Raw genomic sequence first — 4,223 nt, 5'->3', positions numbered from 1 at the left:
CCTCGGGTCGTTCGGCACGACGTTCGTGCTGATCCCCGCCTTCGACGTCGTCACCATCGCCGCGTTCTACGGGGGCGTGCTGCTCGCCGCCGCGGTCGTCGTCGCGGACCCGACGCCGCTCGCCGCCGCCAAAATCGGGGTGGCGGTGCTGGTCGTGTTCTCGGCGGCCGTCGTCGGCATCTACGGCGTGGACGTCGGCGAGGACACCATCTACACCGACCAGACCGCGTACTCCGAACTCCGGGTCGGCGAGGACGACGGCGTCCGCACGCTGTACCTCGACGGCGTCCGCCACTCCGCGACCTACACCGACGGCCGCGACGGCTACGTCTTCGAGTACAGCAAGTACGCCCACATCCCGATGCTGTACGACGACGACGTCGAGGACGTCCTGTTCGTCGGCGGCGGCGGGTTCAGCGGGCCGAAGCGGTTCGCCGCCGAGTACGACGTCGACATCGACGTCGTGGAGATCGACCCCGGCGTCGTCTACGCCGCCCGCGCGCACTTCGGCGTCAGCGAGGGCCCGAACTTCGACATCCACGTGATGGACGGCCGGCGGTTCCTCGAATCCACCGACGAGGAGTACGACCTCGTCGTACTGGACGCCTACCAGCGCAGTTCCGTGCCGTTCCACCTCACCACCGTGGAGTTCATGGACCTCGTGAACGACCGCCTCGACGACGACGGCAGCGTCGTCGCGAACGTCATCAGCGCCCGCTCTGGCGACGGCTCGGAGTTCTTCCGCGCGCAGTTCAAGACGATGCAGGAGGCGTTCCCGAACGTCTACGCGTTCCCGACGTCCGAGACGGACTCACTGCAGAACATCGAACTCGTCGCGACGAAGGGGCAGGCCCGCTCGCAGGCCGAACTGGAGGCGCTCGCGGCGGAGCGAGACGTCGGCATCGACCTCACCGGCGAAGTCCAGAACTACACCCCGCCCAGCGAGGTGGACACGAGCGACGTCCCGGTGCTCACAGACGAGCACGCGCCCGTGGACGCGCTCCTGCAGGGCCAGGTCGGGAAGGAGTACGTCGTCCTCGAGAACGAATCCACGACCACCAGCGAAGCCGTTGGCGGACCATCCGTCGATGGTCAGCTCAACGTCGCCCGGGCTACGGCGTGACGGTGACCGGCGTAGCCACTATCTCAGTTCCGCAGTCGCGTCACTCCTCGAACGTCTCGACGATGTTGACGCCCGAGGACGCGCCGATTCGCTCCGCGCCGGCGTCGAACATCGCCTGCGCGTCCTCGTAGTCGCCGACGCCGCCGCTGGCCTTCACGGGGAGGTAGTCGCTCATCAGTTCGACGTCGGGGACGGTCGCGCCGCCGTCCGAGAACCCGGTCGCGGTCTTCACCATGTCCGCGCCGGCGTCGACGGCGGCCTGGCAGGCGTCGTGTTTCTCCTCGTCGGTCAACAGCGGCGTCTCGATGATGACCTTCACCGGGAGGGGGGTGGCATCCACGACAGCCGCGAGGTCCGCCTCTACGGCATCGAGCTCGCCGGCCTTCAAGCGGCCGACGTTCGTCACGACGTCGAGTTCGTCGGCGCCGTCGGCGTACGCCACGCGGGCCTCGCTGGCCTTCGCGTGCGGTTCGTGCTGGCCGTGCGGGAAGCCGACGACGGTCGCTATCGTCAGGTCCTCCGGCGCGTGACTCCGGATGTCGCGGACGTAGCAGGGCGGGATGCAGACGTTCATGCCGTACTCCGTCGCCTCCTCGACGACGCGCTCGACGTCGGCGGGCGTCGTTTCCGGGCCGAGCACCGTGTGGTCGATGCGTGCGGCGAGGTCTTCGCGGTTCATACCCAATGCAACGGGGAGTTCGCGGTAAAATGATGGCGATAGACCGGCGCGAGACGTGCTGCAGTCCCGAATCAACGACGCGAGACGACAGCCGTGGCGCACGCCCAGAGCTGCGACGCGAGACCTACTGCACTCTACACCGCGAATCCGTCCGCGTACCCACGACAGGTCGCGCTGTCGGGGTTCACCGCGCCCCTGGAGACCCCGGACTCGGGCGCTGGCGCCTGCTGCGGCGGGTCGTTAATCCCCCTCGACACCGTAGTTCCCGTATGCGACCGGCTACCAAAGCAGCCCTCGTCGGCGCCGGCGTGATCGTCGCCGGCTGGGTCGGGTGGGGCATCTACTCGACGCGGACCACCGAAACCGTGCCCTACGAGCGGCTCCGAACGGTGGACGGCATCGAACTTCGACGATATCCACGGACGGTTCTCGTCGAAACCGCGGCAGCGAACCAGCGACGGGCGTTCCGTCGACTCTTCGCGTACATCTCGGGCGCCAACGTGAGCACCGAATCCATCTCGATGACCGCACCCGTCGAGACCCGGGGCGGAACGTCCGTAGCGATGACCGCGCCCGTTCGGTCGAGGGCCACCGACGGCGATGACGACGAGGTGCGGATGGCGCTCTACCTGCCGGCCGAGTACACCATCGAAACCGCCCCGGAACCGACCGAGCCTGGCGTCGAACTCGCCAGCGAACCGCCGAAGACGGTCGCCGTGGACCGGTTCTCGTGGTACGCTCCGGAGTGGCGGGTCGAACGACGGGCCCGGAGCCTGCTGTCCACGCTCGAACGCGAAGGCATCGAACGGCTGGGCGACCCCTTCCTCCTCCGGTACAACGACCCCTGGACGCCGCCGATCCTGCGGCGAAACGAGGTGGCGGTCGAGGTCGTCCACGTGGACTGACTTCCGAGACAGGGGCCGCGAACGCCGTGGTCGCCACTGGAAGAACGCCCTCGATACACCTGAACGAACGCCGCCGACGCCACTGCGACAGCCGAGCGGACGCGGACGCCAATCCCTTTTACCCGCGACCCCTACGGCCGGCCATGCTCGCACCGGAGGTCGAGACCACCGCCGACGACATCGCGGAGATGGAAGTCCGGGGTGCCGCCACTATCGCTCGAGCCGCCGCTGACGCGCTGGAAGCGCAGGCCAGCGAGAGCGACGCCGACACGCCGGCTGCGTTCCGCGAGGAGATGCGGACGGCCGCCCGCCGCCTGAAGAACACCCGGCCGACCGCGGTCAGCCTGCCGAACGCGCTCCGGTACGTCCTCAAGGAGATGGAAGGTCGGTCGGTCGACGACCTCCGGACCTCGACCCTGCAGGCCACCGGGGAGTTCCGCGACCAACTGGACCGCGCACAGGACGACCTCGGCGCCATCGGCGCGAACCGCCTCCGGGACGGCGACACCATCATGACGCACTGCCACTCCACGGACGCGCTGGCCTGCGTCGAGGCCGCCCTCGAGGACGGCAAGGACATCGAAGCCGTCGTCAAGGAGACGCGGCCCCGCAAGCAGGGCCACATCACCGCCGAACAGCTCCGGGAGTGGGACGTCCCCGTGACGATGGTCGTGGACAACGCCGCGCGCCGGTACCTCGACGACGTCGACCACGTGGTCGTCGGCGCGGACTCCATCGCCGCCGACGGCTCCGTCATCAACAAGATCGGAACCAGCCTGCTCGCCGTTTCCGCCCGCGAGCGTGGCGTACCCATAATGGTCGCGGCGCAGACGCTGAAACTCCACCCGGACACCCTCACCGGTCACACCGTCGAGATCGAGATGCGCGACGAGACGGAAGTCCTCTCGGACGCCGAGCGCGCGGACCTCGGCGACGTCGACGTCGAGAACCCCGCGTTTGACGTGACGCCGCCCCGGTACGTGGACGCCATCGTCACCGAACGCGGCCAGTTCCCGCCCGAGAGCATCGTCACGCTGATGCGGGAGCTCTACGGCGAGGGCGGCACGGAGCCGTGGGCGGAGGAGTGACGGCTTCGCGACTCAGGGGCGGGGAATCCCCCGAGGCGCGAGCGCCCGACTACCAATACCCGCGGCCGCGAGCGCCCGAACAACTCTACCCGGGGCCGCGAGCACCCGAATAACAAAGTTCTCAAGGCGCGCGTGCGCCCTCCCGGTATGGTCTTGCCTACCGGGTTCGCGCTCCCGCCGCTCCCACATCTCCTCGTCGTCGCGGTGGCCGTTCTCACAGTCGGATGGCTGCTCGTCGACGACGGCCCTCGCGTCGACGACCGGACGGTGCTGGCGTTCGCGCCGTGGATGGCGCTCGGGTCCGCGCTCTACGTCTGCTTCCAGCTCCAGTTGTTCCCGGACGCGGTCGCGCCGTTCTTCGGGTCGCCGATCGTGTACGCGACGACGTTCGCCGTCGCGGGCGCGACGTGCTCGCGCGCGGCGGACCG

Annotated in this window: 4 protein-coding genes and 1 pseudogene; 4 read left to right on the top strand and 1 reads right to left on the bottom strand. The window is 69.0% G+C overall.

Annotation, left to right across the window (positions count from 1 at the left end; all coding sequences use genetic code 11):
• Positions 1-1,123: spermidine synthase (locus GRX66_RS16965; RefSeq protein ID WP_159527571.1), on the top strand; the 1,123-nt coding region annotated here is incomplete at its 5' end.
• A 40-nt stretch (positions 1,124-1,163) separates the two neighbouring features.
• On the opposite strand, the gene deoC is transcribed toward GRX66_RS16965, so the two are convergent.
• Positions 1,164-1,802 carry a deoxyribose-phosphate aldolase gene (deoC, locus tag GRX66_RS16960; protein ID WP_159527570.1) on the bottom strand — a complete coding sequence of 213 codons (639 nt, stop codon included), beginning with the start codon at positions 1,800-1,802 and terminating at the stop codon, positions 1,164-1,166.
• 269 nt (positions 1,803-2,071) lie between these two features.
• On the opposite strand from deoC, the gene GRX66_RS16955 reads away from it, so the two are divergent.
• From GRX66_RS16955 to GRX66_RS16945, 3 genes and pseudogenes are all read left to right on the top strand, one after another.
• Positions 2,072-2,707, top strand: coding sequence for an SOUL family heme-binding protein (locus GRX66_RS16955; protein ID WP_159527569.1), 636 nt, complete (start codon positions 2,072-2,074; stop codon positions 2,705-2,707).
• Between the two features lie 143 nt (positions 2,708-2,850).
• Complete coding sequence (locus GRX66_RS16950; protein WP_159527568.1) at positions 2,851-3,795, top strand: ribose 1,5-bisphosphate isomerase; 945 nt, start codon at positions 2,851-2,853, stop codon at positions 3,793-3,795.
• 147 nt (positions 3,796-3,942) lie between these two features.
• Positions 3,943-4,223, top strand: a pseudogene (locus GRX66_RS16945) (DUF63 family protein); the annotation flags it as partial.

This window comes from Halobacterium bonnevillei, assembly GCF_009831555.1.
GTDB lineage: Archaea > Halobacteriota > Halobacteria > Halobacteriales > Halobacteriaceae > Halobacterium > Halobacterium bonnevillei.
Note: the sequence above shows the minus strand (reverse complement) of the source record. Positions and strands in the feature narration are given on the sequence as shown.